At 58.4% G+C, this 23,317-nt stretch carries 22 protein-coding genes, 1 tRNA gene and 1 pseudogene; 10 read left to right on the top strand and 14 right to left on the bottom strand.

The features are described 5' to 3' along the window. Window positions 1–258 precede the first annotated feature (258 nt). Complete coding sequence (locus tag HTT03_RS13815; RefSeq protein ID WP_174857933.1) at window positions 259–597, bottom strand: hypothetical protein; 339 nt, start codon at window positions 595–597, stop codon at window positions 259–261. Between the two features lie 1,173 nt (window positions 598–1,770). After that, window positions 1,771–2,130, bottom strand: a complete 360-nt coding sequence (locus HTT03_RS13810; protein ID WP_174857934.1) for a plasmid mobilization protein — start codon at window positions 2,128–2,130, stop codon at window positions 1,771–1,773. A gap of 809 nt (window positions 2,131–2,939) precedes the next feature. Between HTT03_RS13810 and HTT03_RS13805 the strand changes: the two genes are divergently transcribed. From HTT03_RS13805 to HTT03_RS13795, 3 genes are all read left to right on the top strand, one after another. Beyond that, window positions 2,940–3,311, top strand: a complete 372-nt coding sequence (locus tag HTT03_RS13805) for a response regulator (protein ID WP_174857935.1) — start codon at window positions 2,940–2,942, stop codon at window positions 3,309–3,311. A gap of 182 nt (window positions 3,312–3,493) precedes the next feature. Beyond that, window positions 3,494–3,865: a response regulator gene (locus HTT03_RS13800; protein ID WP_174857936.1), complete on the top strand. Its 372-nt coding sequence runs from the start codon at window positions 3,494–3,496 to the stop codon at window positions 3,863–3,865. 585 nt (window positions 3,866–4,450) lie between these two features. Further along, window positions 4,451–5,206 carry a hypothetical protein gene (locus HTT03_RS13795; protein ID WP_174860377.1) on the top strand — a complete coding sequence of 252 codons (756 nt, stop codon included), beginning with the start codon at window positions 4,451–4,453 and terminating at the stop codon, window positions 5,204–5,206. 586 nt (window positions 5,207–5,792) lie between these two features. Here HTT03_RS13795 and HTT03_RS13790 read toward each other — a convergent pair. From HTT03_RS13790 to HTT03_RS13780, 3 genes are read right to left on the bottom strand one after another with little or no spacing between them, the layout of a single operon-like run. Beyond that, complete coding sequence (locus HTT03_RS13790) at window positions 5,793–9,515, bottom strand: Ig-like domain-containing domain (protein WP_174860376.1); 3,723 nt, start codon at window positions 9,513–9,515, stop codon at window positions 5,793–5,795. Window positions 9,516–9,557: 42 nt separating this feature from the next. Further along, the gene (locus HTT03_RS13785) at window positions 9,558–10,103 is read right to left on the bottom strand and encodes a hypothetical protein (RefSeq protein ID WP_174860375.1); all 546 of its coding nucleotides are present in this window, start codon (window positions 10,101–10,103) and stop codon (window positions 9,558–9,560) included. A gap of 27 nt (window positions 10,104–10,130) precedes the next feature. After that, a complete protein-coding gene (locus HTT03_RS13780; RefSeq protein ID WP_174860374.1) occupies window positions 10,131–10,922 on the bottom strand; it encodes an SH3 domain-containing protein in 792 nt (263 codons plus the stop codon). 225 nt (window positions 10,923–11,147) lie between these two features. Here HTT03_RS13780 and HTT03_RS13775 point away from each other — a divergent pair. The 3 genes and pseudogenes from HTT03_RS13775 to tnpB form a co-directional block, all read left to right on the top strand. Beyond that, window positions 11,148–11,363, top strand: a pseudogene (locus HTT03_RS13775) (transposase); the annotation flags it as partial. Between the two features lie 106 nt (window positions 11,364–11,469). Beyond that, on the top strand, window positions 11,470–11,850 hold the full coding sequence (gene tnpA, locus HTT03_RS13770) for an IS66-like element accessory protein TnpA (RefSeq protein ID WP_174860373.1): 381 nt from the start codon (window positions 11,470–11,472) through the stop codon (window positions 11,848–11,850). Further along, window positions 11,843–12,037: an IS66 family insertion sequence element accessory protein TnpB gene (tnpB, locus tag HTT03_RS18985; protein WP_425506326.1), complete on the top strand. Its 195-nt coding sequence runs from the start codon at window positions 11,843–11,845 to the stop codon at window positions 12,035–12,037. The genes tnpA and tnpB overlap by 8 nt, the downstream gene beginning before the upstream one ends. Window positions 12,038–12,263: 226 nt before the next feature. On the opposite strand, the gene HTT03_RS13760 is transcribed toward tnpB, so the two are convergent. From HTT03_RS13760 to HTT03_RS13745, 4 genes are all read right to left on the bottom strand, one after another. Next, window positions 12,264–12,782 carry a hypothetical protein gene (locus tag HTT03_RS13760; protein ID WP_174860372.1) on the bottom strand — a complete coding sequence of 173 codons (519 nt, stop codon included), beginning with the start codon at window positions 12,780–12,782 and terminating at the stop codon, window positions 12,264–12,266. Window positions 12,783–12,793: 11 nt separating this feature from the next. Continuing rightward, on the bottom strand, window positions 12,794–13,168 hold the full coding sequence (locus tag HTT03_RS13755) for a hypothetical protein (RefSeq protein WP_174860371.1): 375 nt from the start codon (window positions 13,166–13,168) through the stop codon (window positions 12,794–12,796). Continuing rightward, window positions 13,165–13,470 (bottom strand): hypothetical protein, encoded by a 306-nt coding sequence (locus tag HTT03_RS13750; RefSeq protein WP_174860370.1) that lies wholly within the window; start codon window positions 13,468–13,470, stop codon window positions 13,165–13,167. Before HTT03_RS13750 ends, HTT03_RS13755 begins: the two co-directional genes overlap by 4 nt. Before the next feature lie 28 nt (window positions 13,471–13,498). Beyond that, a tRNA-OTHER gene (locus HTT03_RS13745) sits at window positions 13,499–13,590 on the bottom strand. A gap of 266 nt (window positions 13,591–13,856) precedes the next feature. On the opposite strand from HTT03_RS13745, the gene HTT03_RS13740 reads away from it, so the two are divergent. Together HTT03_RS13740 and HTT03_RS13735 are read left to right on the top strand one after the other, a co-directional pair. Beyond that, a complete protein-coding gene (locus HTT03_RS13740; protein WP_174860369.1) occupies window positions 13,857–14,759 on the top strand; it encodes a metallophosphoesterase in 903 nt (300 codons plus the stop codon). 344 nt (window positions 14,760–15,103) lie between these two features. Next, window positions 15,104–16,909: a hypothetical protein gene (locus HTT03_RS13735; protein WP_174860368.1), complete on the top strand. Its 1,806-nt coding sequence runs from the start codon at window positions 15,104–15,106 to the stop codon at window positions 16,907–16,909. 33 nt (window positions 16,910–16,942) lie between these two features. On the opposite strand, the gene HTT03_RS13730 is transcribed toward HTT03_RS13735, so the two are convergent. From HTT03_RS13730 to HTT03_RS13710, 5 genes are all read right to left on the bottom strand, one after another. Continuing rightward, on the bottom strand, window positions 16,943–17,437 hold the full coding sequence (locus HTT03_RS13730) for an acyloxyacyl hydrolase (protein ID WP_174860367.1): 495 nt from the start codon (window positions 17,435–17,437) through the stop codon (window positions 16,943–16,945). 217 nt (window positions 17,438–17,654) lie between these two features. Beyond that, window positions 17,655–18,089, bottom strand: coding sequence for a hypothetical protein (locus tag HTT03_RS13725; RefSeq protein WP_174860366.1), 435 nt, complete (start codon window positions 18,087–18,089; stop codon window positions 17,655–17,657). A 483-nt stretch (window positions 18,090–18,572) separates the two neighbouring features. Beyond that, on the bottom strand, window positions 18,573–19,628 hold the full coding sequence (locus HTT03_RS13720; RefSeq protein ID WP_174860365.1) for a response regulator: 1,056 nt from the start codon (window positions 19,626–19,628) through the stop codon (window positions 18,573–18,575). After that, entirely contained in the window at window positions 19,628–21,397 is a 1,770-nt protein-coding gene (locus tag HTT03_RS13715; protein ID WP_174860364.1) for a sensor histidine kinase, read from the bottom strand. Before HTT03_RS13715 ends, HTT03_RS13720 begins: the two co-directional genes overlap by 1 nt. Beyond that, window positions 21,394–21,867, bottom strand: coding sequence for a putative pterin-binding protein (locus tag HTT03_RS13710; protein ID WP_174860313.1), 474 nt, complete (start codon window positions 21,865–21,867; stop codon window positions 21,394–21,396). Before HTT03_RS13710 ends, HTT03_RS13715 begins: the two co-directional genes overlap by 4 nt. Before the next feature lie 151 nt (window positions 21,868–22,018). Here HTT03_RS13710 and HTT03_RS13705 point away from each other — a divergent pair, with 151 nt between their 5' ends. Next, window positions 22,019–22,378, top strand: coding sequence for a hypothetical protein (locus HTT03_RS13705; RefSeq protein WP_174860314.1), 360 nt, complete (start codon window positions 22,019–22,021; stop codon window positions 22,376–22,378). A 46-nt stretch (window positions 22,379–22,424) separates the two neighbouring features. Further along, window positions 22,425–23,317, top strand: an 893-nt coding sequence (locus tag HTT03_RS13700; protein WP_174860315.1) for a hypothetical protein, incomplete at its 3' end; no start/stop codon positions are given.

The following is a 23,317-nucleotide window of genomic DNA, read 5'->3' as shown; positions in this document are numbered from 1 at the left end:
GCGAACTTCTACCGTGACCCGACCCGTTGAGGCGTCAGTCTGGCCCCGGCGTGGGGCTTTGTCCCTCGGGTTTTAGTCCTTTCGTTATGACCTTCCTTGCATTGCCATCCCACGCTTCATCTGGTGGTTCTGTGGTGATCCGTAGTACCGCGGTTTTATCTTCTTGCCGGATGACAATTGCTTCGCCTGCGCCGGTTCTTTGGAGCGTGACGGTACAGGGAGAATCGGTAACTTTTCTCAAGAGTGTTCGGAGATGGATTAGCCAGTCTGCACGTGACCATCTGGCGGCATCCCGAGAAGGTCTGCGAGATTTTGGAGCTGCGCCTGCATTTGGGACTGTTCCTCGATCATTTCGACGAGACCTTCGAGTGTTTGGATGTGCAAGCGCTGCAGATCCTGCAACGTGGGGTGCGTAGGGCTGCGCTGCGCGATATCGCGCATGGCCAGGGCCGCGGTGTTCAGGTTCTTGTCGATCCTCGTAAGCTGCTCCACGAACTGGTCGAGCCTGTCCGTTATCGGGGGCGCGGCCTCGCGCGCCAGAAGCGCTTCCAGCAGATCGATCAGTTGGATCAGCCGAGCTTCGGTGGTTTGTGTCATAGATGGTCTCCAGAATTTGGGCCGTTCGGTAGAACCCCGTGAGGTCGAGGCGGCGGAAGGCGCGGTGCAAGAGGGCCGCGTTGAGCGCGGCGGTTAGCTTCTGACCAAGACCTGCCAGAAGAGAGATCAACTGGGTCTTGAGGCCGCCCATGGGGTGGGGGCGTGCGAGGGTTTCTTGGGGCTTAGCGGGCGGCAAGCCAGACATGGGATAAATCAACCCTAAGTTGTTTTTTGCCCGACGTTCCAACGCGTTCTGCAGGCGCTGAGGCGCGCGCTTGATCGCGATCCAGCGGGCAAGCTGGGCGTCGTAAGGATCGATGGCATCTTCCGCGCCGTCGCCGAGAGCGGCGCCCTTGAGCGTGATGCGTGGGCCTGGCTCTTGCAGGGGTCCACAGGTAATGCTCGTGGTGCTTTCGCTGGTGACCCCCCAGCGGTAGGGGGCGAGACCTTGGTGGACCTTTTGCCGGAGTGCGTCGCGGTCCGTCGTGTCCTGTTGCAGGGCTCGGCGCGCGAGAGCCCATGCGCGGAACCTGGGGTCCATGGGATCGACGCCGAGCTTCGCCCCTTTGGCTGCGCGGCGCATCATTTCTGCGACCTCTTTGGCCATCCAGGAGGGTGGGGTGATGGCACGCCGTCTCTTTGGATCGCGCGGGTCAAACCAACCATAATGATCATTGATGAGATCGGTATAGGCGTCCCAATCCGCACGACTTGAGATCATGGGGGGACGAGGGTTCCAACTGCGCAATGGCGCGCCGGGAAATCCCACCGCGCGGGGCATCAGAATGTTGACCTCGAGCCTGCCGAGATGAGTATGGGTTCCGACCAAGATCGGTGGGCGGGCATCTTCGGGAATGCCGGCGCAGGCGAGTTCCAGAAACAGCCGAACCGTGCCGTCGATGGCCTGACGCAGAGTGGGCTCGCGGTTGTTGAAACGCGCCACGTCGAGCTCATCTTCGGCCCAGCTGAGGGTGGCGCAGCGGTACCGACATCGAAAGGGCAGGCTGTCGATCATCAACCCCACGAGGGCGGGATCTCCGAGTAGCACTTCGGGGGCAGGGTGCCGTCGTGTCACGCAGGTCTGCCGTTGTGCGGTCTTTGTGACCTCCGTCTCCAGCAGATAGCGGATCACCTGCGTGGCAGGACCGGTCTGATGTTTGGACCAAAGCAGGATCATCCGACGGGCGCCCCGGAGGGAGCATCTTTGTCGATGAGTGCCGTGACTTGACACAGCTGATCTTCGATCCTTGCCAGCTGTGCCAATGCGCCAAAAGCGCAGAGGGCAGGGGGGCTGCTGGCCTGCAGATCGGCCAGTTGCATGAGGGCGGCATGTGATGCGGTCAAGAGGCGAATGGCCTCTACGGTCTCCGGACGGGGTCGGGACGCCGCGCGGCGCAGGCAGGTATCGACCGCAAAGGCTGAGATCGATTTGCCGGCACGGTCTGCTGCCGCGCGCATACGGGCCCATTCATCAGGGGTGGCGTGGATGCGCCGAGGCGCGGTCTTGTCATCTCTCGTGGTCCTGTGGCCCATTGATCCTGTCCTCCTGTCGCGGGCCCGTCCCGGGGGCCTCGCTCTTCTGCCGAGGCCCGCGCCTCTCACCTTTAGAATAATCAGGGGGAAGGGGGGGCCTTGGAAACCCTTCTGGACGAAGGGCCGCGGGCTTGGGGCCTTCTCGAAGCAAATAGAGAGTGGGGGATGCGGCCAATGACACAAGGGTCTGCGGGGCTTTGCAGGGGCCTGAGGGCCCAACTTGCAGCAATCCAGAAACTCTGTCCGGGGAAGGGGGGCGGGACCTGCCTCGCGAAAGATCGCATAAAGATTTACGCGTATTCTGCGCGTCCTGATGTCCGAGGCAGCGTGAGGGGGCGCGCTGGATTTTGGCGGCTGCCCGGCGGGGCTGGAGATGGTTTGGAAACCGAGACGGGCCTTCTGGCACATGAGTTGCGCCAGAAGGTGGCGGTGATATCAAGAAACCGTCCACGACTTTCTTGTGATGTCCCAAGGGTGTTTTGGTGGGCTTGAGATACGGGGGCAGGGGAGGGTCTCCTCTGATCGCGCGTGAGGGATTGGTATCGCCCTGCTGGCCGAATTGATATCAAGAAATCATATGATCCAAGTCCGGGCCCGATTACGGTGATGACGGCCCCCTGCGCAAACCTGTCTTGGCGCGCGCCGACCGCCCGGAGGGCGTTCGATGCCCGGGGGCTTCCATCGTTGGGGCTTTGCGCGAGAACTGTTTGGTACATCGTGAGATTCTACTGATCCGCTTTGGTGCTGGAGGCCATTGGTTCGTGCCTTATGTAGCGGCAGTAGGCCCTGGATATTTTTGAAAGAACATTATGATCAAGTTGCTGTTGGTGGATGACGAGCCCGACATTCTGGAAGTTGCCGAGCTTGCCCTGACGATGAGTGGGGAGTTCGATATTATCGCCTGCGCCTCAGGCGCCGAAGCGATCGACCGTGCGCGAGATCTCCTCCCGGAGGTGGTGCTGCTGGACTATAGAATGCCCCAGATGCGCGGGACCGAGGTGCTGGATAGGCTGCGCAAGATCAAAGGCCTGGAACAGGTGCCTGCCATCTTCTTGACGGCTCAGGTCGATGAGGCTTCCAAGTTGGCGTTGCAGGGTTTGGGGGCGAACGGGGTAATCGACAAACCATTCGACCCTATGACCTTGGCGGCACAGGTCAAAGCGTTCCTGAAGAGGGCATAGGTGGGGTTTTGGGAGGATAGAAGACGGGTGGCTTGGCGCCTTGGCGCGCCGTGCTTCTCGGCCGCTGTTTGTGCCTTGAGATCTTAGGTATTCGGTTGTTCTGTGGCAAATATGCACTTTCTACTTCAGGTTGCCGAGCATAGGGTGGCAGGAATGATGAAACGAACGCCCCGGATGGCTCCATGATCAAACTGCTACATGTCGATGATGAGGCCGACATCCTGGAGATCGCCCGGATGGCGCTCGAGATTTCCGGGGGGGTCGAAGTGGTGAGTTGTCTCTCTGGCGAGAGGGCTCTTGTGGCCGCAAAGCAGGGCGCTCCAGATGTCTTCTTGCTGGATGTCATGATGCCCGGCATGACCGGGCCCCAAACATTGGCGGCTTTGCGAGAGGTGCCGGGATTGGCAGATGTTCCTGCGATCTTTCTGACGGCGTCTCAGCATGACGGCAAGGAGACCGAGCTGCTGGCGGCAGGAGCCATAGCGGTTCTCAAAAAGCCGTTCGATCCTTTGACGCTAGGCGATGAGATCAAAAAGGCGTTGAACGGCAACTAAGATCATCCAATGTGAGGCCTGAGGGAACGGGGTACGTGCTGATCCGGGGCATCGTTCGATGGTTTTATCCAGGGTATCCTAACTCCAGAGGGGACGTGATATCAAGAAATCACACCCTCGTTGTATTGCCCGCCTTGCGAGCGCCCTTGCCTTTGCCGCCCTTCGGCTTTGCGCGCGCTCTCCAGCGAATGGCTGCATAAAGTATGGGGGATCACGCGCATTCATTGGCGGGCCGGCTGATGAGACTTTAAGCAACTTCATAAATTCACCCGGAAGAAAATTCAGCAAATTCCTTGCCCCAGCCTTGTAGGCGGTATTTTGGCGCATAACCTCTTAATGACCAAGGAGGGGCGCATCCTCTTCCCGGCGCTGTACACCGCGCAAGCACACAGGTGCAGGCTGGCAAGGTTATCGTGAACTTTATACGCCGAAGCGGTGTCGTCAGACATTGAAGAGCTTCGAACGCTTCTCCGGGTATGCGGCCATAACGAGAAGAGATCTTTGAGAGCCAAGCATTTATCGCGCGGCTTTTGTCTTTTCATTATGCCCTTCTGAGAAAGGGCAGCATATCCAGGAGATCGTCTTATGGACACCACTCTTACGTTGTCGCGCAATTTTGATTGCAAGGTTTCTACCGCAGCCCATGACAGGATCATGAATCTTACGGGTCTGTCGGCCAAGGGCGCCTATCATGATGAATATTTCCCGTACTACAGCCCCCCTGAAACGGGGGATACCCGCCTTTTGGGGCTGCTGGATACCTGCGTGTGGGCGGTCGGTCAGCATATGCCTAAGCTTACCGAGGAGCAGTGGCTGACGCTGTTTGTGATGGTGTGTCGTAAGGGTTCTCTCAACCCTCGTTATGTCTCGGGCATGATGCAGGCCGCAGTGGCAACATTTCAGTATGACGGTGATTTCTCGCGGGAGGATATTGATGCCTTCGCCGAGCTTCAGCCGATCAACTGGTTGGCAATCGCTCTGGTGGCAAACCGCTTTCACGGGGAGGGCTGGTTTCACACGGATGATCTGCGCCATACCATTTCTGAGTATACGGGTGAGCCTCGTGAATGCGTATTTCTTGATGATCCTTCGGTTGAGGACTGCTGGACGCTGGCCTCCATCCAGTCGGTGAAGGGCATGTATGTTGCCCATTGGGTATATGTTGACGGTACGAAGGCTACTCTGACGCTTGACGCCTCTTTCACGCTCGCTGGTTTTGAGTGCGAAACGGACCGGCATCTGGCTCCGGCTGACAAGACCATGTCTTGCTTCTTGTTCAAGCCTGCCTATGGGGCGGCTCTTCAGCTGAGGTCTCGCTTTAAGGCCAAAGATCTGGCGTAAAAGTCGGGAGCTGCTCCTTCGTTATCTTTGGGGCGGCTCTTGCCATGACCTTCGTGCTGACACACGCAGCCCCGGGCGGCCGGCGATACCTGAGGCTGGCAAGTGAAGCTGTCGCGAGCGCCTGCCTTCGGGCTGTCGCTTGGCTGCTCGTGGCATCGCCTTGCACCAATGCTTCTGGGGGTCGACGCCAAAGTTATCTTACTTCCGGTAAGTTAGCGCTAACTTATTCAGGTGGGAATAACTTGGGGTAACTTGACCCAAGACCACCCCCGATGTGGATATCATGCTCTTTTGCGGGGACCTGACCGTGTCGCTGGTTTTGTCCAAAATATCGATTTAACGAAGTGAGGTCGCCTTGGCTACTTTCCTCGAAAACCGTGCCACTTGCGGCCCTCTTGTGCCACAGCAGCGCGCGGGCCGGGCCGGCACTCACATGGGTGCTGCAGCTCTCAGCTGCCGCAAACTGATGAGCTCTGGCCCGTTGAAAGCACCCGACCACCGCATGTTAAACTGCCTGACGTCAGCACCTGTGGGGTAGATTTGATGCCGCCGGGCCAATCTTCTCGCGCCAAACGATTGTATGCAGTCAGACAGGGCACCTTCCGGTCAACGCAAAATCTGCCGTTTGTCCAACAACGTTAATTTGACCGCGCGCCGTGATGAACCCTTTCGAAATGTGCAACTGCCAGTCGTCCCCTTCCTGCCCCTCGCTCTTGAGGGCAGGCCGGTTTCCCAACTTGGCGGTGGCCAAGATCTGGCCATCATCTGACTGAGCCATGGCAATCTTCACCCAATCCCCCGGCGTGGTTTCGAAATCCATTTCTAAACCCAAAAGCTCACCATCGTTGCTCTGCTCGCAAAGCAGAATGCGGGCAGGGGCCACTTGCCCCCCGCCGACTTCAAGCTTTATCTGCCCCTCGCCAAAAAGCGCAGGCGGCTGCGCTTCCTCGTCTATTGGGAGGGCCTTAGCCTCACTTGGTTCTTCAGCCGGTGCTTGCGCGGCCAACGCTGCCTGAGTGGTGGGATCCCACGAGCGGGTGTGGTCTTGAGGCTCCAGCAGGTCGACCTGGAAGTCTATGGTGACGGGGCGCTCAAGCGACCGGCCGTCTTCAGCCTGTAGTTTCGTGTCCACGACAGCCGTGTAGCTTGCAGTAGCGTCCGGCGACTGCGGCGAGATCGTCAGAACCTTCCCCGCAGAGCTGAGCTTGATAACAGCCTTCACCGGCACGCCATCGGCCAGCAGCGATGCCGCGCCCAACGTCTCAGCATCGAGTGCCACGTTGAAGTCAAGGCTCGCCCCCTCGCCATCGCCCGGCCAGGACACGAGCGGCATGAGTGGCGCATCAATCTCAACCGGTAAGCGCGTGGCGCGCTCGGACAGGCCATCATGTGCAATGATCTCGAATGCCGCCCCAGGCCCTGGCATTAAGGCCTGGGGATCCGGCGTAAAGTTCGGTTGCGATAGAAGAACCGCAAGCTTGCGCCAGTCCTGCCCATTCGCGGTGAAGTTTACCGTATAGGTGATCCCTGCATCATGGGCGGCGCCCCAAGCAAGGGTATCTCCTGCGCGAAAGATCGATCTGGGCTTATGCGAGGATACCTTCGGAGCGGCTAAGGCACTATTGGCTCGGCTTTCGGCAAGTGTCTCATTCCCAAGACGCAGGACAATGCGAGCAGGTTCACCGATCACCGGCACGGTGACCGCAAAAGGCTGCAATTGATCGCCGCTAAGTCCTCCGCCCACAGTTGCGCGAGCCAAAACATGGCCGGCCGCATCTTCGACAAGAATTTCGTGAGGACCAATGCCTGAGAGCGCAGATCGCGGGCCCGGCACGCTGATGGTCGGTAAGAAAACAGCGCTGTCGTCACCTATCAGACCCGATACCATCAGCCAACGTTTGCTAGGTGTCTCGGGCTCGTTATTCAAAGAGGCGTTCCAAAGAAGGCCCTCAAGACCGTGGGGTGCTCTTGCGTGATGGGTTCTCGATGGACCCAGATGTTGCGCGCGCTCACTGCGAAGGGTCTGTAGCATCTGCGGCAGCTTCTCGACCAGCCAATCATATTGATTACGGTCGATCCAGAACTCAGAGCGAGGCGTCAGGATGCAAGGGAACATCAGATTGCGCAACGCCGAGGTTTCCGCATTGCCATCCTCACTCGATTTCTGCCAGCCGGTCTTGCCGTCTAAAGCGATCCGCATTCCATCGATGTTTGCTGCTTGCGTGGTGTTGAAAGATCTACAGATCTCGGCTCTGTGATCGGCGCTATCGGCGTAGGGCGTGTGGGGAAGCGCAAAAGCGTGACCAACCTCATGGGCAATGAGTGGCACAGTGAGGATCGCTGGGTCTGCTTTGCCGGAAAGCGCAGCCGCGCTCATCACGATCATGTTTCGGTTGCCTCGATCGGATATGCGTAAGGACGCTGGATCCGGGCTTTCCAGATGATCTTGATGCGCCTCACCTGGGCGTCGGATCAGTGTCTCAGGCTGGCGATAGAGCGCAAACGAGCTTCCCTCACCCCCCATGCTGGGAGGGTGGAGAGAAACGAGTAGGTCCGATGTGGTGGACGCGGTGAGATATTCATCGAAAAGCTGGAACAGCTTTCCTAAATTGCCATGGTTTTCAGGGCAACTGCCCTCGCCCACCCCGGGAAAGGAGCAGATTGCCTGCGCGGGATTATAGCGCCCTTGGTAATGACTGGCCACTTCCGCCACCGGGAATATCTGGTTGATAAATGTGCGCTCGGCGCGCGCCGCTCCGTGGAGGGAGGCGGTCATCTCATCCGTCATTGCGCCATTCGCCCATTCGGCGTGTTCCGCAAAGAAATATGCAATGGTCATCAAGTCAGTATGCCGCGTGGCGTAATCCACCTCCTGCTCGATTGTATTAGGGGCAACTTCAACATCTTCAGGGTAAGGGTTGTCGGGATGGACTTCCGCCTGAAAGATATTGGGGTTTTGACGGCGCGAGGGCGACCAACCAAACAGATTGATCGTATGGAGGCCGTTCTGCCGATCCGCGTCGGTATATTGGTCCGTGCGTTCCACCTTGTGCTTCTTCTCGGAAAAGAGCGTTTGACCGGTTGCACTCAAAACTTCGGCGCGCACGCGATAATCAAGGACTTGCCACTCGGGGTGAATGTCTTCGAGCTCCTCCCACTCAAAATGGATCCGGGCTGCAGCCGGCTTGTTGTAGACCAGCGGCGCGTTACGCATCACTTGATAGATGCCAAGCTTGACCTCTTCGGGATCGACAATCGTGGAAATATAGAAGACGTGGTCCTTTTCCAGATATTGACGTTCCGCCCCTCGGACGCCCTTGATACCTCCAGTGACAGCGATCTGGTAAATCACGCCAGGGCGCAAACGATCTCGGGGCGTAATGCGAAGTGATTTGGCGTTTTGCGTGCCTGTTTCATCGAAGAGATCGAGGGCAACGTCTACGAATACGAAACCATTCTCAGCATCACGGGTGGACATGGAAACAGACCCTGGCTCGAGACTCCTCTGAGAGATCTCATCACTGAATTTGACGAAAAACTCAGCGCCATAGGGGATGACGTTTTCCCGCCCATTCTCGGGAACCTGTTCTTCTACCTGGAAGATGCTCGGCTCGTCGCACATCATCCAGTCAAAAATCGGTTCTGTTTCCCGGGTGCGTTCCAGAGTGAAACTGGCATTCAGCCGCACCCTGTCCTCATAGGCCTTGCCTTGGCGGTCATAGTCGAAGGCATGATTTTTAGCTGGGGCCACCACGGTCTTAAAGTCACCGACAAGGCTGAGCGTGAAACGATCATCGCTCCAGCGGGTCACGATGCTTGCGGGGCTTTCAAGCTCTGCACCGTAGGATCGATGAACCTTGAAATCGCTCCTTCCAGTGTCAGCAAGTTGATTGATGAAGGTAATCCCGCCGAACCCGGCGGGCACATCATCAACGCCGACCTTTGTTACCACGCCGATAGCCCCTCCTTCAGGACCGCAGGGGATGTCGCTGATTAAGATTTCGGAGAAGGTCTGAGCCTTACGATGGCGGTGATCATGCAATATGATGCCAAAGGTGTCGCTATTCTCGTACCCCCGGCGCGGAAAGATCGCCTGGCCAGACATTTTGCCGTCACGCTGCGATATAGAACTTCCGGATATCGTGCCGCTCCAGCTGCCAACAAGATCGTTCCCATAGAGGGCGTCATAGGCGTCATCATAGGGTGCATTCACCTCCTTTGACTGAGCCTCGCCAGCGAGCGGGAAGATGTTAACCATTAAGGCAAGCAGCGCCATCTTAAGACATGACAATCGCAACTGATGGTTCATTGCATCTCCCCCCTCATACTGTACTTGCCCAGATGGTCTCTGTTACGTGCCTTGGCTCAAGCGGGTATCAAAAGTGCCCTCGACCTGCTTGCAGTCATCCCGATCAGCTTCTGAGAAGAAGGCCTGCTTTCGGCACAGAAGTGCGGAGAAACTGCCTGTTGCGGCAGAGGCACCATCCGCAAAGGAGAGAGTGTCGAAGATGACCTGGACTTCGGCCTCATTGCCCTCACTTATATAAAAAGGTGCGTTCATACCTTCAGGCCACCAGGATACGGTTTTGTCCATTTGAGAGGCAGAAGCACGATCTCCCATGAGGGAAACCTCAAGTGCGAGGACATTGTGCATCCTGCTTTCAGCCTCAGGATCATGGGCTTGAATGGTCACCTTTGTCACAGGGCCGAAGGACTGGAAGGAGGCAGTTGCGCTCCCCTCACTGGGCACTGACAGGGTTTCTCCTCGATAGGAGGTTCCATCGATGCTGGCCGCAAGCGCGCCGATCGGCTCCGACGTCTGAGCCAAGACCGGTTGTGTCAGTGCGAGACATGCTCCCATGACGGTTGATGCGATCGCGTTATGTTTTTCCACCATATCTTAAATCCTTCTTGGTGTTCGGCATTATGGGAATGACCAGTCGCCATGCTCGATGCGAAAGATGCGGAGCGGGGCTCCGGGTTGTGCAGGATCCGCCCGCAATCGAAACACAGCGGTATGCGCCTGGCCGAAATTCATAATTTCGACATTGAGGGTGATCATGCCACGCAACATCGGATTTTCAGGATCCGGGTGTGGCTCACCTACGGCGCCGTCAAAGTCTTGAGTTCCATAGAGCGCGTCAGCCCCCAATTGTTGTGCATGCAAAGCTGCGGCCGCATCCGTCGTGAAATAGTTGGTTGCATTCTCGGGCGCGAGCGGCTGCGGCCCGCCCAGGTTTGAGAGGTAATCCGCCTCGTAGAGTGCCCTCACCAGGTCTTGAGCATGGGTGATCAGCTGATCTGACGGCACGGCATCTGGTCCAACTGTCGCAGAGTCGACCGGGATATAGCTATCTGCGACCAGATAATGCTGAGAAACCCAACCCGCCTTTGCCAAATCAGCGGACTGCATCAGGCACCAAGGCGAGGGCAGGGTCTGGTATCCAGTGCCCGTCATGTTAATGGGATGAGCCATGGTATAGTAAGGCACACAGGTGACCTGGCGCAGTCCGCGCGCATTATGCGCAAAGGTCTCGATGATCGGGTAATCGGTACCGGACCCCATTCGGGCATTCAGCATGTTATCGGATGCGACACCGCGGACCTGCCACGCATCTGGTCCATGCCCGTCGATCTCTGCCTGAGCTACAGTCGAGAGCCTCAAAAATATGACGGCACTAGCGATAATCGCGGAGCGGAGTAATTTCTGTGTCATTAATAAACCTTCGGAAATTTCTCTAGGTGGGCGCCTCTTCGCGATAGTATGAGAGGTTCATGCTATACTCCGAACGCTTTCAGCCGCCATGTATACGAATCGAAAATAGCAGTCCTGACTTGTTGATGCCCCGTTCTTTTAGAGGGGAGGGCGGAGAATCCCCCGCCAAAATTAGTTGTGTTCAAAAGTAGAATTTTCTCGGCAAGATATCTGAGGAGATTTACGATAAAGAACGAACGATTTAGTGACGCGCAGATCATGGCGGTGTTGAAGTAGGCGGAGGGCGGTGTGCCGGTCTCAGAGGTCTGTCGTGAACATGAGATGAGCAGTGCCAGTTTTTACCAATGGCGCGCCAAGTTTGGAGACATGGATGCGCCTTTGATGTCTGAGATGACGGATATGGCCGAGGAAAACCGCCGTCTGAAGCGGATGTATGCTGAGACGAGCAGTAACCGAGCCATTGGCACCGCCTGCCTGAGGCTGGGGCGATGATCTAAGAGACGTCGCTAATGACGTCATTACTGACGTCTCTTATGCGGGGTCTGTAATGCGTGGCGAAATTCTTGGGGCGGAGCGGCGACGCTTTTGCCATGACGACCACAAGCTTGAGATTGTCGCGTCGGTTGGGATTTCCGGGGCGAGCGTGACGCAGGTTGTGCAGCGCCATGAGATTAAGCGACAACAAATTTACACGTGGCGGCATGAGCTGAAGAAGAAAGGCTTGTGGTCGCCCGATGCCGGGGCGCTTTTCTTGCCGCTGGACATGCCCGCGACTGCAGGCGTGGCGGTGGCGCAGGCCCCGGTCGCTGAGCTGCCGCCTCCAGTTGCTGTTGAATTGCGCCTGCGTGGCGGGCGCAGTTTGCATTTTGAAAGCACGATTGATCCTGCTGCGCTGTCGGCGCTGATCCGCGTGGTAGACGCTGCATGATTGGCCCGGGCACCGGTGTGCGTGTGTATCTGGCCTGCGGTGTCACGGATATGCGCAAGGGATCGCAGGGCTGGCGGCGCTGACCCAGGACGTGTTGCGACAAAAGCCTACCAGTGGGGCGGTGTTTGCGTTTCGAGGCCATCGGGGGGATCGGATCAAGCTGGTTTTGTTTGAAATATCGACTTAACGAGGTGAGGTCGCCTTGGGCCATCTTGTGCCACAGCGGCGCGCGGGCCGGTCCGGCGCTCACACTGGTGCTGCGTGCTCTCAGCTGCCGCAAAGTGAATAGCTCGGGCCCGTCGAAAGCCCCCGGCCACCGCATGTTACGCCGCTTAGCGTAAACGCGATGCCGCTCCCGCTGTGACTTTGGGTTTAGGATGGTCTGTCACTTCGGCGCCGAAGCATCAAGACGATTAGGGGATGTTATGGGGCGGGAGCCGTTGCCGAAAATTTGGCTCTTTGCGCTTGAGTTCGGCGCGTGCGTTTTTGGCTGTTTGCGCGGCGTATCCTTGAAGACCGCCTTGCCGATCTTTGACGATTGGGCTGCACGCGTGAATTGCGCTGGCAACATCGGTCTCGTTCCAACCAGCATTCAGCATGCGTGTGGCGATCCTGTAGTCTACCGCGCGCTCGCTAAGGTACCAGCTTTTCTGATGTAGCTCACTCACATACATCATTCGCAAACGTTCATAGACGGTGCCGGGGTCGTGAGACCCGAGTGTGGGGTGATCGGATAAGGCGGCCTTGAAGTCGTCGTCCGAGATGAGACCTTTGAGGCGGTAGGAGGGGGCTGTCTGAACGAACCGACGTAGCCGTTCATTGTCAGGCTCGGTTGCTTTGTACGAGCGTTTGTGCCCACGCCAGGCGAGATAGAATGCGGTCACGCTGCCAGCCATCCCGATGATCGCGATCAATGTTTGAGACGTCATCATGCGTGGTTCCTTTAATCTGAGGGCGGGAGGAGTTTCTCCATCGCCTCTTTCGAGCAACCAGCCTGCGCAAGACGCGCTTTCAGTGCTGGACGGGCTGCGGCTCTATCCTCGTCCGAATAGGCATCAGGGTTGCAGTGGAAAGTCATGCCCCGCATGCGCTGTGTCGGATCGGCGCGAAACTCGCCATGCAGCGCCGTCAGAATGGACAGGACGCGGTTCGCGTATTTGACGAAGTCGTTTCTGCTGTCGATATCGGCGGCAATCCGCGGGTTGATTCCTTCCAGATCAACATAGACACGACCTGCTGGTGTTAGATCTGTCAGCACAGCGAGCTTGATATCGCGGGCGATCTGTTGACGCAGTGTCGTGCGATCATTGGTTGTCATGGCCTGGCTCTCAGCTTGCCGATGTAATTTCTTAGGGCTGCAGGATCGGAGAAATCTGAAGTCACCATGAACACGTCGTGGCCACTGATCAGCTCGACCTTGATGCCAAGCTTTCGCAGGAGCTTCACTGCCTCGGCCCGCACGGATCTTCGTATCGCTGCATCATCGCATCCATAGACATCCACGTGCGCGACATCGTCGGGACGGATGTAATGCACCTGTGCGATGAGCTCGATTGAGTGACCGGGGTGCATGGCCGCGATGGTTTTTTGGACTGCTGCGAGTGCGATTGCCTTTGTCATTTGGCATCCTAGCGACAACAATGAAGGTTGGTAGGAATGGAGAGACTCGAACTCTCGCTATGACAGTCATCTACTGCTCAAACGGGTTTATAAATCCCATCGCCGCACCTGCGCACTCCCGTATCCGCTGAAAAGTCAGGCGGATATTCGGAAGTGGGTCTCAGTGATGCGCAGCTTGGTTGTCATGTTCTAAAGCTGGCCCAAAATGCGTCCGACTGCAAGTCTGATCTTCGGCGCCGCCCGGACAGTTTGCGATCGGCGGCCATCTCAAGTCACCAAGATCACATCCCCTCATTCTGCGAACGTTAGGTTTTCGGCTACGTCGCCTGTCTGACCATTACCGCGCGGGTAGACGGGGTTAGCTTAGCAACGTTAGGTATTGGTTAATGAAAGAATATATAATCATCCCCGACATTCACGCCGATATAGATCGCCTTGAGCGCTCATTAACAATGGCTGGCGATACTCCGGTCGCTTTCCTCGGCGATTTTATCGATGCTGGAAGACTAACGAAGCAGGTAGACGAGAAGGCTGTGCTCTCGCGGGTGCGGCGCTTGGTCGACAGTGGTCGCGCTGTCGCTGTCATGGGCAATCACGAGCTAAATGCGATCCTCTACCATCGCAAGGGCGCTGACGGTGCTTGGCTGCGCGCGCATACAGCTGTGAAAACCAAGCAACATCGAAGCTTCATCGAAGCCTTTGGTGTCGGCACGAAAGAAGCCAAGGCATGGACGGATTGGTTCCTAACCCTGCCTCTCTGGTACGAGTTGGATGGCTTGCGACTGGTTCACGCCTGCTGGGACGATACTGCGATCGAGCTTATCAAAGCCAGGCGCCCCGACGGACGGTTGCATGCTGACGACCTACCCGAAGTGGCTGCTGCCACTTCACCCTTTGGCAAGGCCGTCGAAAGGCTGCTTTGCGGTCCTGAAGTTTTGCTACCTAGCGGTTACATGTTCCACGACACGAATAACCATGAACGTCATAAAGTGCGTCTGGCATGGTGGCGTCCGGAAGCAACCACGTGGCGGGAAGCCTGTCTGTCGGTGCCTAATCCCGACGAGTTGCCCTCTGGTGCGATCCCGCCTGACACAGCAGCTTTGCTATATAGCGCCGATGCGTCTCCGGTTTTCGTGGGGCACTATAAGATGATCGGCACCCCCTGCATCGAAGCACCAAATGCAGCCTGCTTGGATTATCCAGCAAGGCCATGCGTTTATCGCTGGCGCGCAGGTGAGGGACTGTCAGCAGGCAATCTGATAAGCCTCGATGTACAGAAGGCCTGCTGACCGGCAAATGATTCTGGCATGCGCATTGCCGCCTCCTGGATGGTTTCGGCTCCAGCCGACAAGTGCGGGATGAGTTTGTCGTCGATATCGCGGGTGATATCCAGACGCAGTGTCGTGCGATCATTGGTTGTCATGGCCTGGCTCTCAGCTTGCCGGTGTAATCTCTGAGGGCTGCAGGATCGGGGAAATCTGAAGTCACTGTGAACACGTCGTGGCCACCGATCAGCTCGACCTTGATACCAAGCTTTCACCGGCTTGGCTTGATGCGTGCCTTTCGTCCGGTTCTGATTGACCCAAAGACCTGCAAAGCTATGGTCGGAAGTGTTTCCATAGGCAGGCCTTCCATGATCTCCGCACTTTTCTTGACTGCTTTGTTTGCGTGGCCGGTCGCGGGCGTGAGCGGGCTGAAAGCGGATCATGCCGGTGCCTATCTGTTTTCGGCTTCAGACACCCGTGAACGCCCCGGGTCCGGTGCGGACATCACCACTGGGACGCAGACCGGGGAGCCGGGGCTGGCCTTTGGTCTTAACGGCATCAAGGACTACTCCACGCAGCAACCCTTCATCGATCTGATGAAAACCTCGCGGCCCTGGATCGGCCACCTGGAAGGGCAATGGGGCGGGGTGGACCACGAAGAGCTGCAGGCAATGGGGGTGCTCGACGCGCAGGGTTGGCCCACGAGAATCCCTGAAGGACTGACCGGTCTCGAAAGCTTCATTCTCACGGATCTTCCCGTGGAAGCCACCCATGCCGCGGGCACCTACCATCTGCGCTACAAAGGGGCGGGGGAGATCGAGATCTTCAATGGGATGAATGTTCGCCACGGGGAGGGGCATATCACCTTCGACCATGAGCCCAATGGCCGCGGGCTGGTGGGGATAAACATTCGCACGACAGACCCCAAAGGGACGGGGAACCATATCCGCGACATCAGTGTGGTGCATGAGGCCAACCTTCAGGCCTATGCGGCGGGCGAAATATTCAACCCGGTCTGGGTGGATCTCATCGATGATGTCCATGCTTTGCGTTTCATGGACTGGATGGAGACCAACGATTCCGAGGTCTCTTCTTGGCGCGAGGCCACTGCGGTCGACAATCACACTTATGTTCCGGGCGCGCCGGTGGAGATCATGGTGGCGCTGGCCAATCAGACCGGAACGGAGCCCTGGTTCACGATCCCCTATCACGCCGACGACGGCTATATTGAAGCCTTTGCGACCTATGTCCGTGATACCTTGGATCCTCATCTCAGGGCACATTATGAGCTGTCCAACGAAGTCTGGAATTGGCAGTTCGAACAGGCGCATCAATCTCAGGCGGAGGCGCTCGAGCGCTTTGGGAAAGAGCTTTCCGATGGATGGGTTCAAAACTACGCGGCCAAAGCCGTCGAGATGGCGGCCAGGCTCGACGCGGTATACGCCGGCCATGAGACACGCCTGATCAAGGTCATCAGTACCCAGACGGGCTGGTTGGGCTTGGAAAAACCGATCCTCGAGGCACCGGCCTGGCAAGAGTTGGGAAACGCGGCACCTTACAAGAGCTTTGATACCTATGCGATCACCGGATACTTTGATGGCGCTCTTGGCCGTGACAAGGCGAAGATCGTTCACAGGTGGATCGACGAGAGCCGCCTGAAGGCGGAAGCCGCGGCAAATGATCAAGGCCTTGCTGGAAAGGCGCGTGCTGCCTGGATTGACGCGCACCAATATGACCATGCGACGGGTCTTGCAGTGCAGGAGTTACGGGACGGATCGGTAACGGGCGACAGCAAGGGCTCCCTGGCGCATCTGGCGGAGCTGTTCGCGTACCACGCCGCGGCTGCCGAACAATATGGCCTCGATCTGGTGATGTACGAGGGCGGTAGCCATGTCGTGGGCGTGGGCGAGAGCCTCGACGATGAAGAGCTCGCTGCGTTCTTCCAGCACCTGAATTATACCGATGGCATGGGCGTGCTTTACCGAGAGCTCTTAGAGACCTGGGTGGCGGCGGGTGGCACGTTGTTCAACGCCTATGTCGATGTGGCGGGCCCGAGCAAATGGGGGAGCTGGGGCGCGCTACGGCATCTCAACGATACAACTGCGCGCTACGAGGCTTTGATGGCGTTCAACGCGGCGTATCCGCGATCCAGGGGCGCGGATGCCAGGGAGTAGATCGCTTACCTGAAAGAGCGAGAAGGCGTCTGATCAGAACGCCCAGGTGTACCGTAGCAAAATGGATTCTTTGCCGGGGTTCTGGTTCTTGAAGCTGTGATCCAGAAGGTGGTCGATCGTGAGAGAAAGACGGTTGCCGCTTTCCAGCTCAAAGCCCCCGCCGATGCTGGAACGGAACAAGACATCGTCTGCCTCTTTTCCGATGTAGGTTCCCTGGTGGTATCCGCCCACCGCCAGGCTGGCCTCCAGGAACGCGCGCTCACTAAGCGGGGCGAGGGCATGCACCCCCACGCCCAGAAAATGGTTCTGTGTCGTATCAAGCTTGACGGTGCCCATCCAGGAGAGCTCTGCCCAGCTTTGGCGGTGAAAGGGATCGGAATGGACCTCCAGCAGCACGGCGACCGCTTCCTTGCGCGTGTTGTCCAGCAAATCCGCCCCGCCGATCCCGACGACCCATTCGTCTGCGGTGACCGATTGAACGCCCCCGACATAAGTAAGCAATGCGAGACCTAGAGATCGTAGGGTCATGGCGGCGCGGCTCCTGCTTGAACGGGCTGTCGTAGCATCGGACACCGTCGGGGGGGATGCGCACAAGAGCGGGGAGCCGCGGGCAGCACATCTGGGCGTGCGGGCGTTGCATTATTGACCCGGTGGTCTTGCTCGGTATGTCTGCGCCGCGTGCTTTCGATGGATGCCGGCTTCGCACAGGGGGCATTTGCCCTCTCTGAGGCTGTTGACGTTCGGCTCACGCCGCCCGTGCTGCGGCTTCCGCTTCGAGCTGTCCGATCCGTTCGATGTAGGGTGCAATCACAGTGTCATGCTGCTGACAGCTGTGCTCGATCACATTGAGGGTGCGCAGCACTGCGGCTTTGATCTCGGCAAAGGCCGGAGCGCGAAAGCCTTTGGTCGCGTCAAGCGGGCGGGTCACGAGGGTGGCCACCTCATGAGCGATTGCCTGGGGGCTCGCGGCGGGCGTTGAGGTGAAGGTAGGGGCGGCCGGAGGGGGGGTGTTCTGTGCGTGGCGCGCTTGGCGCAAGGCTTTGTGTAAACGGTCGCGACTGACCGGACCGCCCAAGGCTGCGCGCACCGCGTCATAGGTCGGAACGGTGCCGGTCCGTGCCTGCAAAGTGCGAATGGTATCGCGGAGCTCCGCGTCAGTATGAACAGGATGTCTTGGCATAAGGGCCTCATGGGTCGGTGTTGCTGGTCTACCGCTAGGATAGGCGCTACTCTCTTTTGGCCAAACCCTTGGCACAAGGTTATCCACATGTTCCAACACACCGGGGGATTAGGAACCGAAAAGCGCTAGAAAAATGTCGTCCCCTGAGCCGGGGTGAAAGCTCAGGCCCAGCCAAAAGTCATTCTGCTGCTCAAACGGCTTGGTTTTCAGCATCGCGAGGTAGTGATGGTACGATTGCTTTGTCTGACCTGAGTTTACATGGCTGATCCAAAAGAAGTTCTGCGAAGATTAGCTTTGGGGGCTGGTCGCGGATACAGCGCGAGTGATCTATGCGATCGAGTTTGCTGACGGCAGCAATGAGATCACACAGAAAGATTGCAACCTGCCCAACCCAGAAGACCGTTCGGTGAGCTTCGAAATGTAAGCCGGAATGCATGCTGCGGTGAAGGAGGATATCCCATCGCCACTGCAGCAGCATTTGCGTCACGAATGTGTTTGGACTGCCATCGGCCCCGCGAGGATCGGCGCCACGAGGTCGATCTGTCGATTCGTGCCGGTTTTCTGAAACAGATTGCGCATGTGGAAAGACACTGTCGTCGTCGAAATGCCAAGGGCGTCGGCCACATCGGAGGGGCGTGCGCCGCTGGTGAGGAGGGCCGCGACCCGTGCTTCAGTTGGGGTGAGGCCGAACAGATCGATCAATAGCCGCTCTGACACCTTTTTGCCCTGTGTCGGTGCGGATAGGAAGACGGCAAGTTCTGCTTGGGGCTTTTGCGCCGCCGTTGAAGGCCCCAATGCGCCGATCAATGCTGACATTGCGCTCTCAGCGCCTTGCAACATGATACCGCCGACCCGTTCACCAAGCCGGGCGGCGGCTTTGACCTTGTCGAGTGCCTGTTGCAGCGCCGTGTCACTGACCGGATCAGTCGCCGCAATCCTGTTCCTGCGAAAACTGAAATGCGCGGCGTCTCGCGCCATATCTTGCGCCGCTTTATTCGCGTGGACGACATTCCCATCGCCATCCAACAGCACGATCCCAAGGGCGATCAAATCCAGCACCGGATGGGGGCCGCCGCCGGCGAGGTCAGCCAACGCGGCTTGCAGGCTGGCGATGTCCTGCTCGATCTGGCCCCTGATACGCGACACCTGGCGCAATCTGGCGGATACGGTGGCCAGGAGCAGATCATAGTCGACAGGCTTTATCAGATAGTCGTCCGCACCGCGCAGCTTGCCTTCGATCACCTCGCGCGGCTCAGACATGGCGGTGAGAAAGACAAAGGGTGTGCTGGCAAGCTCAGGGCGGTTCTGGCGCATGGCAGAAAGCAGCCCGTAGCCGTCGAGCTTGGGCATGGTGATATCGCAAAGCACAAGATCAGGCGTGGCGTTTTCCATGAGCCGGTCGGCCTCTTTCCCATGCGCGGCAGCGAGGGCGCGATAGCCTGCCTCCTCAAGCTCTTCGACAATGTCGCGGCGCAAAGCAGGCTCATCTTCCACCACAAGGATAAGCGGGGCCGGGGTGTTTATTGCTGTATCTGTCATCATTTTTCCCCTTCATAGCGGGGCAGGGTAAAGCGAAAGGAGGTGCCTCTATCGGTGTCGCGCAATTGCAGATCCCCGCCCTGCATGCGTGCCAGACTGCGGGCGATGAATAGGCCAACCCCGGTGCCTCGTGTGCCGATACTGTTCTGGCCGCGAAAGTTTGCGTCAAACAATTGCGCGCGGTCCGCTTCTGCGATCTTTGGCCCGTCGTTCGTGACATCGCAGTGCAGCTTCGTTGCGTTCCCATGCAGATGTACGGTGATTGCAGAGCCCTTAGGCGCATATTTTACGGCGTTCGACATGAGGTTTTCCAGCACCTGTTCCGCGTGCGCGGGGTCGCAAAGGGCGACGGCATTCAGATTGGCAGGGTGATCTGTCTCAATCCGCGCTTCGGGAGCCATCGCCTGTTGTCTGGCACGGACCCCTTCAAGCAAATTGCTCAGATCGCAGGCGACCCGGCGCGCGCCCACCTGACCGGTTTGAAGCCGTGTGGCGTCCATCGTGCTGGCCACCAGCCGGGTCAGCCCGGCAATGGCATCCCGCGCCCCGCGCGCGCGGTCCACGATCTCTGCTGTGCTGGCGCGGCCGCCCCGGCGGATCAGACGTTGCAATGCGGAATCGGCCACCGCCAGAGGTGTGCGGAATTGATGCGAGATCATCCCTGCGAAATTGCGGTAAAGATCCGCAGCAGAGCGCTCTCGCAACAGCGCCTCATCGAGCTCGCGGGTGCGTTCCGCCACAAGTTGTTCCAGATGCCCGCGGGTTTGCGCGGCCCGTTGGCGTGCGGCGTAGCGGTCGCTTGCGTCATGCATAAACACAATGGCTCCGACGACGCGCCCCTCGTCCAACATGGGCGAAAAGCGCAGGTCGACATAAAGCGCGGGTTCCTCCGCATCGCGGTAATAGGGCTGCAAGGCAATGCTGCGGTCCTTCCCAGCGAGCGATGCCTTAAGCGCCGTTTGGACATGGGCAGTGCCAAAGAAACCTGTGATATCAGACAGTTTTCGCCCCACGGCTCGCTCTGCCGGTTGGCCGGTCATGGTGGCCATGGCGTCGTTCCAGATCGTGCAGCGCCCGGCCGCGTCGATCGCCAAAATCCCGTCACCGCTGGAAGACACCAACAGCGCCGAGAAATCCCGCTCGCGCCGCAGCATGTTGGTCCGCTGGCGCGACAGGCGCAGCGCGAAAAAGAGCGTCAGGATCAAGACAGCGCCGGTCACGGTGATCCCAAAGAGCGAGGCGATGATCTGGCGCAACTGCGCGCGTGCGGTTTCGAGCCGCCCGCCCAGGTCGTCCCATTCGCGGATCATGGTTTTGTTGGCCGCGCGGGAAAAGAACCGCGTGAACGGCGCAAGCGCCTCGCGCAAGTCCTGCGCCGTGGAAGGAGAGATCGGGGCAGACGGAGGCGCGATGCTCTGCAAAGTCTGGTTCAGCGTTGAAAGCTGCTCGCGCATCCCGATCTCTTCCATGAAGCGCCGTTGCGGTCCTTCGTGCAGCAGCGCAAAGCGGCTGCGCAACAGGTCAAGACGCAGCGCGATCTCCGCCGCATCTGCCTCCCCCAACTCCGCCCTCAAAGTGGTCTCGACAAGACGCCGTGCGGCAATCTCGCTTTGGTGCATGACCCAGAGCATATTATGCTCCGCATTGACGCGAATATCATCCGCGACCCGGACCATGCGGTTCAGCGCAAAGGCCAGAAGCACCGCAAAGACAAAAATGGCGATCAGCGGCAGGATCAGAGCAAGACCGGGCCGACCGAGGGGTCTCATCTGATTTCAAGCTCCGACAGTTGCCAGACCCAGCGGTAGTCATAGCGGATGTCTTGCAATGCCTCATGCCCGTCACGCGGATAGACGATCCAAAGCGGGCCCTTGTCGGCCCGGTCCAGTTCCGCGCCATTCATACTGTAGCCAACGATCACGTCGTATTGCTCAACATCCGCGCGGGGGATGTCGACCACATAGTCGTTGAGCGCGGTAGCCGTGATCACATCCCCCGTCGCATCCAATTGGGCAAGCAGATCGCGCAGCAGCACACCGGTAAAGTTGTGTACCCCATCGGTCACCACTGTCGATGTCTCTAACGTGGTGGTGGGCAGGGCGCGCAGATCGGCCATGGTGAAATGCGCAGGTGCGTCGTCAATCAGGCCAGTGACCTTTAGTATCACCGGTTCTTCAGCGGCCAGAGCGGCCCCGGCAAGCGCGATGCAGGTCGAGATTGATATAGCCGCGTAACGCATAAGACCCTCATTTCTTTTCGGCAGTTCAACAGTCTGGCGGTCAGCATGCAATCATAACGTGAAAAGTTTCGCTTTTCCCCGTCCAAACGAAGGGGGCGGCTTGGCGGTTTAGCGATTATGCGAAGGGGGTGTCGAAAAGGATCACCGCGCTATGCGTCTTGCTAATACTGTCTCTGTCCTCATTGGCCTGTTGGTCCTGCAATCTTGCGGCACGCCGGAGTATCGCACCGAGCGGACCCATTGCGAGGCGGAGTGGCTGCTCAAGATCCCACCCGTCTATCGCCATGAACCGGTCACCAAATACCGCAGCGTTGAGCGCCCGAGTGGGGAGACCGTTTGTGAGACCGCAGGCACCACCACCACCTGCAAGCCGGTGATGAAGGCGATCTCAGTGCCTTACACCACGGTTGAGCGGGTCGATATTCGCAAGGCGCAGCGGGACCCGCAGATCGCCTCCTGCGCGGCGCGGGCCTGTGCGGCGAAATACGGCAATAGCAAATGTGAGATCTAACCCGCCGCGCAGCTGTCCGGCGGGTCGATAAGGGAGGGGAACAACCATGTGGAATTTCAGCATCGGCGGAGCGCTTAGGCTGATGGGGCGCACCTTGCCTTTCATCCTTTTGCGCATGGCGGTCTACTTCGGGATTACGCTGGGCTATATCCTCGTCACCGGCATGGGGGCGGGGGTCGGCTGGGGCATCGGCGGCTTTGGCGATGCGGAGTTCCGCGCCACGACCACCGCATGGGGCGGTTTTGCGGGCTTCGGCATTTTCGGGGCGCTGATGTACTGGGCGCGTGAATATATCCTCTACATCGTCAAAGCCGGCCATATCGCCGTGTTGGTCGAACTGATCGACGGCAAGCCGATGCCGGAGGGCCGCAGTCAGGTCGCCCATGCGACCACCGTGGTCAAAGAGCGTTTTCCACAGGCCAGCACCCTTTTCGTCATGGACCAACTGATCAAAGGCGTGGTCCGCGCCATCGCCGGGCTTTTGCGCGGCATCCTCACAATCCTGCCCGTGCCGGGGGTGCAACAGCTTGCCAGCATCCTGTCGGCCTTTTTGCGCATCGCAGTGGGCTTTGTGGATGAGGTGATCCTTGCCTATGCGATCCGCACGCGGTCCGACAACGCGTGGATGTCCGCGCGGGAGGCTTTGGTGCTCTATGGGCAGAACTACAAAGTGATGCTTAAAAACGCGGCATGGCTGGCGCTGATCGTCTATGGTCTGAGCTTTCTGGTCTTTGTGGTGATGCTCGCCCCCGCGGCCTTGGTCGTTTATCTGATGCCGGGGGCATGGGCCGCCGGGGGCGTGGTCTTTGCACTGCTCTTTGCTTGGAGCGTCAAGGCCGCCTTGCTCGAACCCTTTGCCATCACCTGCATGATGCAGGTCTATTTCAAAACCATCGAGGGCCAAGAGCCGAACCCCGAATGGGATGCCAAGCTGGAGCA

Source organism: Sulfitobacter maritimus (assembly GCF_013346665.1).
GTDB classification, from domain to species: Bacteria; Pseudomonadota; Alphaproteobacteria; order Rhodobacterales; family Rhodobacteraceae; genus Sulfitobacter; species Sulfitobacter maritimus.
The sequence above is the reverse complement of the archived record's forward strand: the minus strand, read 5'-3'. Positions and strand labels throughout refer to the sequence as shown.

Bases quoted from the DNA above. Each gene is read 5' to 3' on its own strand.
- HTT03_RS13780 (WP_174860374.1), bottom strand. From the start codon at position 10,922: ATGACACAGAAATTACTCCGCTCCGCGATTATCGCTAGTGCCGTCATA.
- HTT03_RS13725 (WP_174860366.1), bottom strand. From the start codon at position 18,089: ATGCCAAGACATCCTGTTCATACTGACGCGGAGCTCCGCGATACCATT.
- HTT03_RS13710 (WP_174860313.1), bottom strand. From the start codon at position 21,867: ATGCGTTACGCGGCTATATCAATCTCGACCTGCATCGCGCTTGCCGGG.
- HTT03_RS13705 (WP_174860314.1), top strand. From the start codon at position 22,019: ATGCGTCTTGCTAATACTGTCTCTGTCCTCATTGGCCTGTTGGTCCTG.
- HTT03_RS13720 (WP_174860365.1), bottom strand. From the start codon at position 19,628: ATGACAGATACAGCAATAAACACCCCGGCCCCGCTTATCCTTGTGGTG.
- tnpA (WP_174860373.1), top strand. From the start codon at position 11,470: ATGCGTGGCGAAATTCTTGGGGCGGAGCGGCGACGCTTTTGCCATGAC.
- HTT03_RS13800 (WP_174857936.1), top strand. From the start codon at position 3,494: ATGATCAAACTGCTACATGTCGATGATGAGGCCGACATCCTGGAGATC.
- HTT03_RS13815 (WP_174857933.1), bottom strand. From the start codon at position 597: ATGACACAAACCACCGAAGCTCGGCTGATCCAACTGATCGATCTGCTG.
- HTT03_RS13735 (WP_174860368.1), top strand. From the start codon at position 15,104: ATGATCTCCGCACTTTTCTTGACTGCTTTGTTTGCGTGGCCGGTCGCG.
- HTT03_RS13755 (WP_174860371.1), bottom strand. From the start codon at position 13,168: ATGACAACCAATGATCGCACGACACTGCGTCAACAGATCGCCCGCGAT.
- HTT03_RS13785 (WP_174860375.1), bottom strand. From the start codon at position 10,103: ATGGTGGAAAAACATAACGCGATCGCATCAACCGTCATGGGAGCATGT.
- HTT03_RS13750 (WP_174860370.1), bottom strand. From the start codon at position 13,470: ATGACAAAGGCAATCGCACTCGCAGCAGTCCAAAAAACCATCGCGGCC.
- HTT03_RS13790 (WP_174860376.1), bottom strand. From the start codon at position 9,515: ATGAACCATCAGTTGCGATTGTCATGTCTTAAGATGGCGCTGCTTGCC.
- HTT03_RS13805 (WP_174857935.1), top strand. From the start codon at position 2,940: ATGATCAAGTTGCTGTTGGTGGATGACGAGCCCGACATTCTGGAAGTT.
- HTT03_RS13740 (WP_174860369.1), top strand. From the start codon at position 13,857: ATGAAAGAATATATAATCATCCCCGACATTCACGCCGATATAGATCGC.
- HTT03_RS13795 (WP_174860377.1), top strand. From the start codon at position 4,451: ATGGACACCACTCTTACGTTGTCGCGCAATTTTGATTGCAAGGTTTCT.
- HTT03_RS13760 (WP_174860372.1), bottom strand. From the start codon at position 12,782: ATGATGACGTCTCAAACATTGATCGCGATCATCGGGATGGCTGGCAGC.
- HTT03_RS13730 (WP_174860367.1), bottom strand. From the start codon at position 17,437: ATGACCCTACGATCTCTAGGTCTCGCATTGCTTACTTATGTCGGGGGC.
- HTT03_RS13810 (WP_174857934.1), bottom strand. From the start codon at position 2,130: ATGGGCCACAGGACCACGAGAGATGACAAGACCGCGCCTCGGCGCATC.
- HTT03_RS13715 (WP_174860364.1), bottom strand. From the start codon at position 21,397: ATGAGACCCCTCGGTCGGCCCGGTCTTGCTCTGATCCTGCCGCTGATC.